11 protein-coding genes are annotated in these 12,665 nt (G+C 73.5%); 6 read left to right on the plus strand and 5 right to left on the minus strand.

The genetic code is table 11. The annotated features are described in order from the left end of the window. Positions 1–11 precede the first annotated feature (11 nt). A complete protein-coding gene (locus tag AB0E19_RS08000) occupies positions 12–260 on the plus strand; it encodes an acyl carrier protein (RefSeq protein WP_362175062.1) in 249 nt (82 codons plus the stop codon). A gap of 109 nt (positions 261–369) precedes the next feature. Then, a complete protein-coding gene (locus AB0E19_RS08005) occupies positions 370–1,632 on the plus strand; it encodes a beta-ketoacyl-[acyl-carrier-protein] synthase family protein (protein ID WP_362175065.1) in 1,263 nt (420 codons plus the stop codon). Positions 1,633–2,049: 417 nt separating this feature from the next. On the opposite strand, the gene AB0E19_RS08010 is transcribed toward AB0E19_RS08005, so the two are convergent. Beyond that, positions 2,050–2,406: a hypothetical protein gene (locus AB0E19_RS08010; RefSeq protein ID WP_362175068.1), complete on the minus strand. Its 357-nt coding sequence runs from the start codon at positions 2,404–2,406 to the stop codon at positions 2,050–2,052. Positions 2,407–2,477: 71 nt separating this feature from the next. Then, on the minus strand, positions 2,478–2,972 hold the full coding sequence (locus tag AB0E19_RS08015) for a DUF3145 domain-containing protein (protein WP_351101145.1): 495 nt from the start codon (positions 2,970–2,972) through the stop codon (positions 2,478–2,480). Positions 2,973–3,235: 263 nt separating this feature from the next. On the opposite strand from AB0E19_RS08015, the gene AB0E19_RS08020 reads away from it, so the two are divergent. Further along, positions 3,236–4,144: an SGNH/GDSL hydrolase family protein gene (locus AB0E19_RS08020; RefSeq protein WP_362175073.1), complete on the plus strand. Its 909-nt coding sequence runs from the start codon at positions 3,236–3,238 to the stop codon at positions 4,142–4,144. A 53-nt stretch (positions 4,145–4,197) separates the two neighbouring features. On the opposite strand, the gene AB0E19_RS08025 is transcribed toward AB0E19_RS08020, so the two are convergent. Then, on the minus strand, positions 4,198–6,651 hold the full coding sequence (locus AB0E19_RS08025; RefSeq protein WP_362175076.1) for a glycoside hydrolase family 3 C-terminal domain-containing protein: 2,454 nt from the start codon (positions 6,649–6,651) through the stop codon (positions 4,198–4,200). Between the two features lie 146 nt (positions 6,652–6,797). Between AB0E19_RS08025 and AB0E19_RS08030 the strand changes: the two genes are divergently transcribed. Both AB0E19_RS08030 and AB0E19_RS08035 read left to right on the plus strand, forming a co-directional pair. Continuing rightward, positions 6,798–7,370, plus strand: a complete 573-nt coding sequence (locus AB0E19_RS08030; RefSeq protein ID WP_362175079.1) for a TetR/AcrR family transcriptional regulator — start codon at positions 6,798–6,800, stop codon at positions 7,368–7,370. Positions 7,371–7,632: 262 nt separating this feature from the next. Further along, positions 7,633–8,349, plus strand: coding sequence for a carbon-nitrogen hydrolase family protein (locus tag AB0E19_RS08035; protein WP_362175082.1), 717 nt, complete (start codon positions 7,633–7,635; stop codon positions 8,347–8,349). A 172-nt stretch (positions 8,350–8,521) separates the two neighbouring features. Here AB0E19_RS08035 and AB0E19_RS08040 read toward each other — a convergent pair whose 3' ends face one another. Next, positions 8,522–10,711: a M4 family metallopeptidase gene (locus AB0E19_RS08040; protein ID WP_362175085.1), complete on the minus strand. Its 2,190-nt coding sequence runs from the start codon at positions 10,709–10,711 to the stop codon at positions 8,522–8,524. Between the two features lie 137 nt (positions 10,712–10,848). Here AB0E19_RS08040 and AB0E19_RS08045 point away from each other — a divergent pair, with 137 nt between their 5' ends. Beyond that, positions 10,849–11,814 (plus strand): LysR family transcriptional regulator, encoded by a 966-nt coding sequence (locus tag AB0E19_RS08045; protein WP_362175088.1) that lies wholly within the window; start codon positions 10,849–10,851, stop codon positions 11,812–11,814. An 18-nt stretch (positions 11,815–11,832) separates the two neighbouring features. On the opposite strand, the gene AB0E19_RS08050 is transcribed toward AB0E19_RS08045, so the two are convergent. Further along, positions 11,833–12,654: a pectate lyase gene (locus AB0E19_RS08050; RefSeq protein WP_362175091.1), complete on the minus strand. Its 822-nt coding sequence runs from the start codon at positions 12,652–12,654 to the stop codon at positions 11,833–11,835. Between the last annotated feature and the right edge of the window lie 11 nt (positions 12,655–12,665).

A 12,665-nucleotide genomic window follows, 5' to 3' on the forward strand; every position in this document is an offset into this window, starting at 1 on the left:
GGAGCGCCACTATGGCTCACACCCAGGAAGACATCGTCAAGGGTCTCGCCGAGATCGTGAACGAGATCGCCGGCATCCCGGTCGAGGACGTCGAGATGGACAAGTCCTTCACCGACGACCTGGACGTCGACTCCCTGTCCATGGTCGAGGTCGTCGTCGCCGCCGAGGAGCGCTTCGACGTCAAGATCCCCGACAATGACGTCAAGGACCTCAAGACCGTCGGCGACGCCGTCTCCTACATCCTCAAGCACCAGGCCTGATTCGGCCTTGGTGGACCAGGCCCCACCGGGCCCGGTCCCCGCTGACTCGGTCCGCCACCCGGCGGTGGCGCCGTCTTTCGACCATCACACACATGGAGAACGAATTCCTGTGAGCTCGACCAATCACACCGTGGTCGTCACCGGTATCGGCGCAACCACACCGCTGGGTGGCGACTCCGCGACGACCTGGGAAGGTCTCCTGGCGGGACGCTCCGGCGTCAGGCCGCTGGAGGGCGAGCGCTTCGCCGAACTTCCCGTCCAGATCGCCGCGTTCGCCGCGGTCGACCCGGGCGAGGTTCTGCCCCGCCCGCTCGCCCGCAAGCTGGACCGCTCGGCGCAGTTCGCGCTGATCGCGGCGCGTGAGGCGTGGGCCGACGCGGGCTTCACCGCCCCCGCCGGCGAGGACGCCGCCATCGCCCCCGAGCGGCTCGGTTCCGTGATCGCCTCCGGCATCGGCGGTGTCACGACCCTGCTCGACCAGTACGACGTGCTCAAGGAGAAGGGCGTCCGCCGCGTCTCCCCGCACACCGTGCCCATGCTGATGCCGAACGGCCCCTCCGCGAACGTGGGCCTGGAGGTGAACGCCCGCGCCGGCGTCCACACCCCCGTCTCCGCCTGCGCGTCGGGCGCCGAGGCGATCGGCTACGCCATCGAGATGATCCGCAGCGGCCGTGCCGACGTGGTCGTCGCCGGTGGCACCGAGGCCGCGATCCACCCGCTGCCCATCGCCGCCTTCGCCAACATGATGGCGATGTCGAAGAACAACGACGAGCCGACGAAGGCCTCGCGCCCCTACGACACCGGCCGCGACGGCTTCGTGCTCGGCGAGGGCGCCGGCGTCGTGATCCTGGAGTCCGAGGCGCACGCCAAGGCCCGCGGCGCGAAGATCTACTGCGAGGCGATCGGCCAGGGCCTGTCGGCCGACAGCCACCACATCGCCCAGCCCGAGCCGACCGGCCGGGGCATCGCCTCCGCGCTCCAGCACCTGCTCAACACCACCGACCTGAAGCCGTCCGAGGTCGTGCACCTCAACGCGCACGCCACGTCGACGCCGCAGGGCGACGTCGCCGAGATCAAGGCGCTGCGGAAGGTCCTCGGCGACGACCTCGACCACGTGGCGGTCTCCGCCACCAAGTCGATGACCGGCCACCTCCTCGGCGGCGCCGGCGGCATCGAGACCGTCGCGACGGTCCTGGCGCTCCACCACCGCCTGGCCCCGCCGACCATCAACGTCGACGAGCTGGACCCGGAGGTCGACGCCGACATCGTCCGCGACGAGCCCCGCGCCCTCCCCGAGGGCACGATCGCCGCGGTCAACAACTCCTTCGGCTTCGGCGGCCACAACGTCGTCCTGGCCTTCCGGACGGTCTGACCCGCACCACACGCGAGGCCCGCTTCCCACTCGGGGGCGGGCCTTCGCCGCGTCCGCCGGACGGAGTCCGGCACAGCGTCCCGAAGCCCGCGAAGCGGTGCGAGGGGCGCACGGGGAAGGGGCCGACTCCTTCGGCTTCGGCGGCCACAACGTCGTCCTGGCCTTCCGGACGGTCTGACCCGCACCCACACGCGAGGCCCGCTTCCCACTCGGGGGCGGGCCTTCGCCGCGTCCGCCGGACGGAGTCCGGCACAGCGTCCCGAAGCCCGCGAAGCGGTGCGAGGGGCGCACGGGGAACGGGCCGACTCCTTCGGTTTCGGCGGCCGCAACGTGGTCCTGGCCTTCCGGACCGTCCGAGTCGCGTCCGGTTCTCGCGCCTGAGGCCCGCCCCGTCGTACGGGGCGGGCCTCAGGCGTGTCAGCGGGGTTCGTCGAGCGGGGGTGCCACCGCTGTGGTCTCGGGGCGCAGGGCTTCGTAGCCGGCGATGCCCAGGGGGCCTCCGACGACGAGGCCGACGAGCACGAAGCAGAAGGTCAGCGCGTCGAACCAGCCCTCGGAGGGGGCCGTCGGCTCGTCCGGCAGCATCGCGCCGAAGAGGAGGAAGAGGACCACCGTCAGCGCGAGGAGCCCCGCCGCCCACGCCGCCAGGGCGACGGTCACGTCGCCGGCGGCCAGTTGGTAGGCGAAGCCCGCGAGGAGCACCAGAGTGGCGCCCAGTGCGGTCGCCGCCAGCAGGACGGCGGCCCCGCCGACCGTCCTCCGCAGATTGCTCAACGCCCGTCCCCCGCCCGCGCGCCGCACGGCGCGCCTCGGGGCGCGAAGCTAGCCGAGCCGGGTGAACGGGCTCAGACGACCTGGTGAAGCCAGCGGACCGGGGCGCCCTCGCCGGCGTAGCGGAAGGGTTCCAGTTCGTCGTCCCAGGGCTTGCCGAGGAGCCGGGCGACCTCCGCCTCCAGGACCGTCTCGCCCTGCGCGGCGCGGGCCAGGGCGGCGCGCAGGCGGTCCTCGGGGACGAGGATGTCGCCGTGCATGCCGGTGACGGCGTGGAAGATGCCGAGGTCGGGGGTGGCGCTGTAGCGCTCGCCCTCGGCGGTGGGGCAGGGCTCGGCGGTCACCTCGAAGCGGAGCATCTGCCAGCCGCGCAGGGCGGAGGCGAGTTTCGAGGCGGTGCCGGTCTCGCCCTGCCAGGAGAACTCCGCTCTCCAGGTGCCGGGCGCCGCGGGCTGCCGGATCCAGTCGAGCTGGACCCTCGCGCCGAGGACACCCCCCACCGCCCATTCGACGTGCGGGCAGAGCGCGCGCGGTGCGGAGTGTACGTACAGGACTCCACGTGTCGTCACCGGGACCTCCAGTGTGGGACGAGGTTCGCCTTCCCAGCGGCCTCGGTAAACAGCATCAGGCGAAGAACTCCGCAAACCTTCTGAAAAGGGACAGCATGTGACGTGATGTAATTTACCGGAGCCGGTCGGCGCGGGCGCGCCGCAGGTTCGACGGGGGAAAAGCTACCGTGCCGCACCGTCATCAGGGTGACGTACGGTCGGTCCGGGGGCGGGTGGACACGAAGCTTTCACTCGCCAGGACGTCTGCGTGAAGGAGGGGGCCGGTGCCGTACGGCCGACACCGCATCCGTACCGCCGTCGTGGGAGCGGTCCTCGCGGCCGCCGCGCTCGCGGGGTGTACGAGTGCGTCGCCCGGCTCCGGGAGCGAGGCCGCCTCCGGGAGGAAGCCGGCGCCGGCGCCCACGCCGACCCCGAGCCCGACCCCGACCTCGCGGTGGGACGTCTCCCCGGCGTCCGTCGCGGCCGTCGGCGACTCCGTGACCCGTGCCTTCGACGCCTGCTCGCTGCTCGCGGACTGCCCGGAGGCGTCCTGGGCGACGGGGACGGACCCGGCGGTGAACAGCCTGGCGCTGCGGCTGCTCGGCCCCGGCCGGGTGGCCGGGAACAGCTGGAACCTGGCCCGGACCGGCGCGCGGGTGGCGGCGCTGCCGGAGCAGATGGCGCGGGCGGCGGCACAGCGGCCCGGGCTGGTCACGGTGATGATCGGGGCCAACGACGCCTGCAGGCCCACCCCGGCGGGCATGACGCCGGTGGCGGAGTTCCGCCGGTCGTTCGAGGCGGCGCTCACCCGGCTGCGGAAGGACGCCCCGGAGGCGCAGGTGTACGTGGCGAGCGTGCCGGACCTGCACCGCCTGTGGGACACGGGCCGGGCGAACCCGCTGGTCCGGCGGGTCTGGGAGCTGGGCGTCTGCGGCTCGATGCTGGCGGACCCGGAGGACCTGGGCGCGGCGGCGAAGGAGCGGCGGACGGCGGTGCGCGACCGGGTGGTGGCGTACAACGAGGTGCTCGCGGAGGTCTGCGCGGCGGACGAGCTGTGCCGGTACGACGGCGGCGCGGTCTTCGGTTTCCGCTTCGACGCGTCGCTGCTGAGCACCTGGGACTGGTTCCATCCGAGCCGTGACGGGCAGGCGCGGCTCGCGGAGCTGGCGTACCGGAGGATCACCCGGAAGTAGCCCCGGGACGGCGGGCGTCAGGTCCGCCGTCCCGGGGCCGGATCGGGGGCGCCCTACAGCTCCACGGTGGTGGTCAGGCGCGGTTCGGCCAGCGAGTGGGCGGCGTGCACCTCGTAGCGGCCGGGGACGAGGGTCCAGGCGTTCTTCTCCTCGTCCCAGATCTCGAAGGCGCGGCGCGGGAGTCCGATCACCGTCTCGACGGTCTCGCCGGGCGCGGCCTCGACGCCGGCGAAGGCGGCGAGCCAGCGGGCGGGGCGCTCGACGGTGTCCTGGACCGGCGCGAGGTAGAGCTGGACGGTCTCGCGGCCGGGGCGGTCGCCGGTGTTGGTGAGCCGGACGGTGACGCGCTCCGGGGTCGCCGTGACGGAGTCGTACGACCAGGTGGTGTAGCCGAGGCCGTGGCCGAAGGGGTACGCGGGGACGGCGCCGGTCCGGTCCCAGGCGCGGTAGCCGATGTACAGGCCCTCGGTGTAGTCGAGGGCGCCGTCGGTGGGGGTGACCTCGGTGACGGGGGCGTCGGCGAGGGCGGCGGGCCAGGTGGTGGGGAGGCGCCCGCCGGGCTCCTCGGCGCCGGTGAGGACGTCGGCGAGGGCGGCGCCGCCCTCCTGGCCGGGGAACCAGCCGAGCAGGATCGCGGCGACGTCCTCGCGCCAGGGGAGTTCCACCGGGGAGCCGGCGTTGACGACGACGACCGTGTTCGGGTTGGCGGCGGCGACGGCGCGGACGAGGTCGTCCTGGCGGCCGGGGAGGGCGAGGTCCTTGCGGTCGAAGCCCTCGGACTCGACGCGTTCGGTGGTGGCGACGACCACGACGGCGGTGTCGGCGGCGCGGGCGGCCTCGACGGCTTCGGCGATCAGTTCGTCGGGGTCCCGGCGGGGACCGAGGTGGACGAAGGAGAACATGACGGCCGGGAGCGGGGCGGCGAACTCCTTGGCGAGGGTGTGCCGGAGGGAGACCTCGACGGTCTCGCCGGCGGTGAGCTCGACGGTGCCGCGCGCGACCGGGGAGCCGAAGAAGGCCTCGAAGGGGTCGGTCTCCGGGCCCATCTCCTGGACGCCGTCGAAGAGTTCGCGCCCGTCGACGGTGAGGGTGAAGGCGCCGAGGCCGCGGGTGCCGAAGGCGTGGGCGCCGGTCTCGCGGGGCGTGAAGGCGCCGGTGACCTCGATGGAGGCGAGGGTCTCGTGGGTGACGCCGGCCGGGAGGTCGTCGCCGATCCACTGGACCTGACCGTTGGGGAGGGTGCCCTCGCCGAGGACGGTGCCGTCGGCGTCGCGGCAGACCGCGCGGAGGGTGAAGCCCTGGTCGGCGGGGGCGAGCTCGTCGCTGGGGTCGGCGCCGGTCGCATAGGTGAGCGACGCCCCGCCGGGAAGTGCCGCGAGGGCGGCGGTGAGGCCGTCGAGCGGGGAGACGACGTGTTCGGGGAAGACCTGGGCGGAGCCGCCGCCGAGGACGCGGGCGTCGCGGGCGGCGGCGCCGGAGAGGGCGACGGTGCCGGGCTTCAGGGGCAGCGCGCCGTTCTCGTTGCGGACGAGGACGAAGCCGCGGCGGGCGATCTCGCGGGCGAGGGCGTCGCCGTCGATCGGGGCGGGGTGCTCGGTGACGGCGGCGGGGGCGCCTTCGAGGGCGCCGACGCGGGCGGCGAGCCGCAGCACGTTGCGGACGGCGGCGTCGACGGCGGACTCGTCGACCTCGCCGGCCCGGACGGCGGCGGCGAGGTGCTCGCCGTAGACGGTGGCGGGGCCGGGCATGGCCACGTCGAGGCCGCCGGTGATGTCGCCGGTGGTGGAGCGGGCGGCCATCCAGTCGGAGACGTTGTAGCCGTCGAAGCCCCACTCGCCGCGCAGCACCTCGTTGACGAGGTGGCGGTGCTCGGTCATCGTCACGCCGTTGACCTGGTTGTAGGCGGTCATGATGCCCCAGGGGTGGGCGTGGGTGACGATCGCCTCGAAGGGGGCGAGGTAGAGCTCGCGCAGCGGGCGCGGGGCGATCCGGTTGTCGACGGTGAAGCGGTCGGTCTCGGCGTCGTTGGCGACGAAGTGCTTGACGGTGGTGCCGACGCCGCCGTCCTGGACGCCCTGGACGTAGCCGGTGCCGACGGCGCCGGTGAGGTACGGGTCCTCGCTGTAGGCCTCGAAGTGGCGGCCGCCGAGCGGGGTGCGGTGCAGGTTGACCGTGGGGGCGAGGAGCACGTGGACGCCCTTGCGGCGGGCCTCCTGGGCGAGGAGCCGCCCGGCCCGGCGGGCGAGGGCGGGGTCCCAGGCGGCGGCGAGGGCGGTCGGGGACGGCAGGGCGACGGACGGGTCGTCGGCGGTCCAGCGGACGCCGCGGACGCCGATGGGGCCGTCGGACATGACGAGCGAGGCGAGTCCGATCTCCGGGACGGCGGGCAGCGACCACATGTCCCGGCCGCCGAGCAGCCGGGCCTTGGTGTCGAGGTCGAGCCGGGCCAGCGCGGCCTCGACGGCCGCCTCGCGCACGGCGTCCTCGTTCACGTCCGTCTCATTCACGTCGGTACCTCCGCGTCGAAGTGCTGGTGCCGCCATGATGAGCACACCTACCTGTAGATCGGTAGGTGACGTTATGTTTTCGTTATCTCTTCGGGCGGCGGATGGCGTACGGTCCTGGGACAGGACCTGCGGAGAGGGAGCCGGCGATGGTACGGACCAGGAGCGAGGAGCGCCGCGCGGAGATCCTGCGCGCCGCCCTGGAGGTGATCGCCGAGCGCGGCTACCGGGGCGCCACCCTGGGCTCCGTCGCCGAGCGCGTCGGCCTCACCCAGCAGGGGCTGCTGCACTACTTCCCCACCAAGGAGGCGCTGCTCGTCGCCGTCCTGGAGGAGCGCGACCGCTGGGACACCACCGGCGGCCGGGACCGCGAGGGCTGGCGGCTCGACCTGCTCGAATCGCTGGTGGAGTACAACGCGATGCGGCCCGGGATCGTGCAGACCTTCTCCGCGCTGCTCGGCGAGAGCGTCACCGACGGGCATCCGGCGCGGGAGTTCTTCACCGAGCGGTACGCGCAGGTGCGGGCCGGCATGGCGGACGTGCTGCGCCTGGAGTTCGGCGAGCGGCTGCCGGGCGGCCTGACGCCGGAGCGGGCGGCGCCGCTGCTCACCGCCGTGATGGACGGCCTCCAGTACCAGTGGCTCCTGGACCCGGCCTCGGTCGACATGCCGGGCGCCTTCCGGGACTTCCTCCGGCTGCTGCGCGGGGACGCGGAGGAGTAGCGGGGACGGGCGCGGGACCGACGGGATTCGAACCCGCGCGAGCGCACCGCCAGGTCCGGCGGCCACTCCCTGCTTCCCGGGCTCCGGGGACCTCCTCGGCCCGGGAAGGCGATCGACCGCTCTGCCACGGCCCCGCGCCCTGCGGCACCGCGCGCGGCGCCGCTGCGGGGAGCGTAGGCCACGGCGTCGGCACGGGTCCCGCGGTTTTTCCGGGCGGGGCCTCGCGGCTCACCGCCGTCCGGGGGCTGCGAGCATGGGCGGCATGAGAATCGCCGCCGCCCAGTTCGCCCCGGCCGCCGGGGACGTCGAGGCCAACGTCCGTACGATCGCCGGTCTGGTCCGGGAGGCCGGGGCCGCCGGGGCCCGGCTCGTCGTCTTCGCGGAGCTGTCGCTCACCGGCTACGAGACGGCCCTGATCCGCGAGGACCCGGCCCTGGTCCTGACCGAGGACGACCCGCGCCTCGGGCCCGTCCGGGACGCCTGCCGGGCCGCGGGGACGGCCGCGGTGGTCAACGGGCCGGTGCGCGGCGACGGTCCGCTCCCCGGCCTGGCGACGCTGGTGATCGGGCCGGACGGCACGACGCTCGCGCGCTACGACAAGCGGCACCTCTTCCACGGGCCCGAGCGGACCACCTTCACGGCGGGCACCGCCGACGGGCGCTTCGTCCTCGACGGGCTCCGGTTCGCGCTCGCCACCTGTTACGACAACCGCTTCCCCGAGCTCGCCGGGCGGGCCGCGGCGGACGACTGCGCGGTGTACCTGGCCAGTTCCATGCTGGAGGGCGGGAACGACTCCTTCGAGACCGTCTACCCGGTGCGGGCACGGGACTTCGGGCTCTTCGTCGCGCTCGGCAACTCGCTCGGGCCGAGCGAGGTCGGCGAGGGCGGCGGCCGGGCCGGGATCTGGGGCCCGGACGGCGGGCGGCTCGCGGACGCGGGGCCGGAGCGGCCCGGGTTCGTGGTCGCCGAGGTGGGCTGACCGCCGCGGGGAGGCGTACGGGAAAGGGCCGGGCCGCCGTGGGACTCCGGCGGCCCGGCCCGGGAGGCTGTACGGCGGAACCCCCGGTCCGTCGCGCGGTCTCCCGCCCGGGGGCGGGGTCGGTACCCCGCCCCTGGGCGCTCATGGCCCCTTGCGGGGCGCTCGTCGGCCCTTAGGGGGCGCTCAGGCCCAGCGTGTAGGCGCCGGAGCCGCTGTAGGCGTGCACGACGTAGCGGTAGTAGCCCGCGGTGCCGTAGTAGCTGGTGTCCTCGTCGGCGCCGGCGGTGCCGCCGACGGCCACGTCGGCCCAGGCCGCGCCGTTCCACTTCTGGAGGTAGAGGTCGAAGTCGGTGCCGGCCGGGCCGCGCAGGCAGCCGACGTGGGTGCCGGCGCTCGCCGAGTAGTAGTACGAGCCGTCCGGCTGGGCGGCGGCCTGACCGGAGGCCAGCGTGCCCTGGTAGGTGTACTCGGTGGCGTCGCAGCCGGTCGGCGGGGTCGTGGAGCCGACCGTCAGCTGGTAGGTGACGGTGTGGGTGGCGGAGCCCGTACCGGTGACGGTGATCGGGTAGGTGCCGTTCGGGGTGCCGGCGGCGACCTTGACGGTCATCGTCGAGGAGTTGCCGGAGGTCACCGAGGCGGGGCTGAAGGAGACCGTGACGCCGCTCGGGGCGCCGCTCGCGGAGAGCTGGACGGTCTGCGCGGCGCCGCCGGTGGTGCTGGTGTTGACGGTCGCGGTGACCTGGGTGTCCGGCTGGGCGGAGCCCGAGGACGGGTTCAGGGAGAGCGAGAAGTCCGGGGTGGAGGTGCCGCCGCAGTCGGTCTCGCCGGACTGGGCGGGGACGCCGATCGCGTTCCAGGCCGCCTTCACCGCGTTGCACTCGGTGGCGCCGTAGGTGTTCTTGGCGGTGGTGAGGGTGGCGCGGCGGGCCGCGGGGTGGTTCCAGGAGGAGGTCTTCATGAGCAGGGCGCCCATGAAGATCTTGCCGGCCTTCTGGATGCCGATGCCGGTGACGGAGGACGGGCCGCCGGAACATATCGGGCTGCTGGGCTTGCCGCCGCCCGGGTTGGAGCCCTCGGCGAGCAGGTAGAACCAGTGGTTCTGCGGGCCGGCCGCGGCGTGCACCTCGGTGCCGGAGGAGAGCTGCGGGTAGCAGTTGGGGTCGTTGTTGATGAGCGAGGGGTTGTACATGTTGCGGATCGGCTGGTTGTTGCCGGTGAAGTTGAGCTCCTCGCCGACCGTGTAGTCCGGGGTGTCGTTCGGGTTGTCGGCGTAGTGCTCGGTGAGCGCGCCGAAGATGTCGCCGGTGGACTCGTTCATGCCGCCGTTCTCGTTGGACGAGCCGGCCGAGCCCGGGGTCCGGTCGAAGATCTCGTGGCCGTACTCGTGGGCCACGACGTCGATGCCGGTGAGCTGGTTGGTGCCGTTCTGGTTGCGCCCGTAGGTGGTCTTCGTACCGTCGTAGTACGCGTTGACCTGCGTGAGTCCGGCGCGGGCCGGGACCATGCCGCCCTGGCCGTTGATGCCGTTGTAGCCGAACCACTCCTTGAGCATGTCCGACTCGCGCTGGGCCGCGTACATGATGTCGACGCAGGCCGTGACGAGGTCGTTGGCGCCGCCGTTGCCCCACGGGGAGGAGCCGGTGTACGCGCTGCCGTTCTGGCCGCCGCACTTGAAGGCACCGCGGCTGGTGTCGGTCATCGAGGAGGCGGCGGTGTCGATGGTGACGTTGCCGTTGTGGTAGCCGCGGCCCTCGGCGTGCATCACCTTGTCGGTGGCCTGGGCGACCTTGCCGGTGCGGGCGTCGACGTAGGTGTCGAGCGAGCTGGGGAGGTGCGTGGCGGTGGTGCCGACGACCAGGGTGTGCCAGGCGAGGACGGGCTTGCCGCCCTTGAGGAGCACGGTCAGTTCGGGGGCGCTCGCGCTCTCCACGGCGGCCAGCTGGCCGCGCGCGGTGGCGAGGGCCTTCTCGGCGGTCACCCTGGCGCTCGTGGAGACCTTGATGGCCGGGGCGGCGCTGCCGCTCACGTCGCGGACCTTGCCGGAGGAGTCGGAGAGGACGACGCCGTCGCCGCCGCCGTGGACCGGGAGGCCCTTGTACGTCCGCTGGTAGGCGGCGTAGTAGAGGCCGTTGGCCCACGGGGTGACGGACGTCCGGACGAGGTCCTCGTCGGCGCCGTGCCGCAGTTCGTCGAGGCCGCTGGCGGCGGCGGAGTCCGCGGCCGCCAGGGCCAGGGACTTGCCGTGGCCCGGCGGGACCGGCTGCGCCTGGGGAGCGGCGGAGGCGGTTCCGGCGAGGGCGGTCGCGAGGCTCGCCGAGAGGGCCAGGGCGGCCACGGCCGCCGTGAGTCTGGTGGGGTGCAACGTCGTGCTCCGTTCAGGGTGGGGGAGGTCGGATCGTCGCGCCGAGTATGGGCGTGGACATGGCGGGTTCGGGACATCTCACCGGGCATAAGACGCGGGTTATGGTGCGGCCGAGCGGTGCTGCGTACGCTGCTGAAATGCAGCTGGAGTTGAGGCATCTGGAAGCCGTCTGCCGGATTGCGGAGGCGGGAAGCCTGGGCCGTGCGGCGCAGCGGCTCGGCATCTCCCAGCCGGCGCTCTCGGCGCAGCTGCGGCGGATCGAGCGGGTCGCGGGCGGGGAGCTGTTCCTGCGCGGTCGGCGGGGTGTGGAGCCCACTCCGCTGGGCGAGTTCGTCCTCTCGAAGGCGCGGCTCGTGCTCGGCGAGATGGACGCGCTGGCGGCGGGGGCGCGGGCCGCCGACCCGTCGACGCCGCTGCGGCTCGGCTGCATCCTGCTGGTCCTGGTGGACCGGCTGCTCGTCGGGCTCGAACAGGTCGTGGCGGGGCGGGAGATCGCGGTGACGGTGGAGCAGTCGGCGACGACGCTCACCCGGCAGCTGGGCGCGGGCCGCTACGACGCGGTGCTGTACGGCGAGGTCAACGACCACGAGGTGCCGCTGCCGCAGGGCACGACGGCCCGGACGCTGATCGCGAAGGAACCGTTCTGCGTGCGGCTCTCGGCGGAGCACCCGCTGGCCGCGAAGGAGCGGATCGCGCTGGCCGAGCTGGCGGGCGAGTCCTGGATGACGCTGGTCGAGGACGACGACGGCGGCCCCGAGGCGCTGGTCGCCGCCTGCGAGCGGGCCGGCTTCACGCCGTCCCTGCGGCACCGGGTCGCCGACCGGAAGATCCACTACGACCTGATCGCCTCGGGCCGCGCGATCTCCCTGAGCCAGCCGACCGCGCCGCCGACCGAGGGCACGGTCCTGCGTCCCCTGGAGGGCGACCCGGTCACCGGCAGGATCCGTCTCGCCTGGAACCGCGCGGCCGTCTCCGCCCGGCACGCGGAGCTGCTGTACCGGGCGGCGGCGGAGGCGTACCTGGCGAACGTCGCCAACAACGCCTTCCATCAGGAGTGGTGGGCCGCCAGGCCGGAACTGCATCCGGTCCTGACGGCCCGGTGACCGGGCGGTCAGGACCGGCTAGTCGTAGGTGACGTCGGAGGCCGTGTAGCGGCAGGTGGTGCCGTCGGGGCCGGAGCCGGTCTCCTGGGGCTCCTTGCCGGTGTCGTTGCCGGTGAAGCGGGTGCAGGGCTTGATCTTCTTCTTGGCGTCGCCGTGGATGCGGACGTTCCGCAGGGAGGCGGTGTCGCCGTAGTTGGCGTTGACGCCGACCAGCGACTTGCCGGGAACGGTGACGTCGACGTCGTTGACGATGATCGTGCGCCGGTACTGCTTCTTGCAGTTGCCGCAGGAGCGGACGAGCTTGCCGAAGTCGGAGACCTGGAACTTGGTCACGACGAGCTTGCCGGCACCGTTGAACTGGAAGACCTTGTCGGAGGCGCCCTTGGCGCCGCCGCCGTACACCGAGTAGACGGCGCCGGCCGAGGTCCCCTTGAAGGTGGCGGCGTCCTCGCCGACGTTCTCCCACCAGACGTTCTGGAGGGTGCAGCTGCCGAGGCAGTGCACGCCGTCGGCGGCGGGGGTGCCGAGCACGACGTTCTTGAGGACGGCGCCGTCCTTCAGGACGAAGAGCGGCTGCTGGCTCTCGTCCTGGCCGTCGGAGCCGAGCTCGCCGGTGCCGGAGAAGCGCTTCAGCTTGCCGTCGTAGGTGCCGGAGACCTCGATGGTCGTGGCGACCGGCTTCTCGCCCCTGGCCGTCGGCCAGGCGGGGACGGCGGCCGGCGCCGCGCCCGCGGGGGCGAGCAGGCCGGTCGTGACGATGGCCGCGCCGGTGACTCCGAACGCGGCCAGACCGCCGACGAGCGCCCTGCGGCGGCCCGTCCTGCGCTTGTGTGACGTCATGGTTCTCTTCC

The organism is Streptomyces sp. NPDC047974, assembly GCF_040653375.1.
Lineage (GTDB): Bacteria > Actinomycetota > Actinomycetes > Streptomycetales > Streptomycetaceae > Streptomyces.

Coding starts and splice junctions, on each gene's coding strand:
- AB0E19_RS08000 (WP_362175062.1), top strand. CDS start 12: ATGGCTCACACCCAGGAAGACATCGTCAAGGGTCTCGCCGAGATCGTG.
- AB0E19_RS08030 (WP_362175079.1), top strand. CDS start 6,798: ATGGTACGGACCAGGAGCGAGGAGCGCCGCGCGGAGATCCTGCGCGCC.
- AB0E19_RS08035 (WP_362175082.1), top strand. CDS start 7,633: ATGAGAATCGCCGCCGCCCAGTTCGCCCCGGCCGCCGGGGACGTCGAG.
- AB0E19_RS08045 (WP_362175088.1), top strand. CDS start 10,849: ATGCAGCTGGAGTTGAGGCATCTGGAAGCCGTCTGCCGGATTGCGGAG.
- AB0E19_RS08050 (WP_362175091.1), bottom strand. CDS start 12,654: ATGACGTCACACAAGCGCAGGACGGGCCGCCGCAGGGCGCTCGTCGGC.